Below are 250 nucleotides of genomic sequence, written 5' to 3'. Positions count from 1 at the left end.
ACCTTGACGCCCTCGCCCGGGGTCAGCAGGCCGTACACGTCGTCCCCGTCGGCCCAGTGAACAAAGCTCGGCCAGGCCTCGTCCGGCAGGTGGCTGGGGAAGTGGGCGGGCTGCTCCTGCGTGACACGGAGGGCCGGGAGGCGCGCCCCGCGTTCCGCGAGCAGGTCGCCCACCAGCGTGGGTGCCCACGACCCCACGGCCGCGATCACCGAGGACGTGCGGTGGGTGGACCCGTCGGACAGTGTCACGG

General features: G+C 73.6%; 1 protein-coding gene. It reads right to left on the bottom strand.

The annotated features are described in order from the left end of the window. On the bottom strand, window positions 1–250 hold a 250-nt coding region (locus HWD97_RS24405), incomplete at both ends, for a hypothetical protein (protein ID WP_371835830.1).

It is taken from the genome of Ochrobactrum sp. C6C9 (assembly GCF_022627935.1).
In the GTDB taxonomy this organism is placed as follows: domain Bacteria; phylum Pseudomonadota; class Alphaproteobacteria; order Rhizobiales; family Rhizobiaceae; genus Brucella; species Brucella teleogrylli.
The sequence above is the reverse complement of the archived record's forward strand: the minus strand, read 5'-3'. Positions and strand labels throughout refer to the sequence as shown.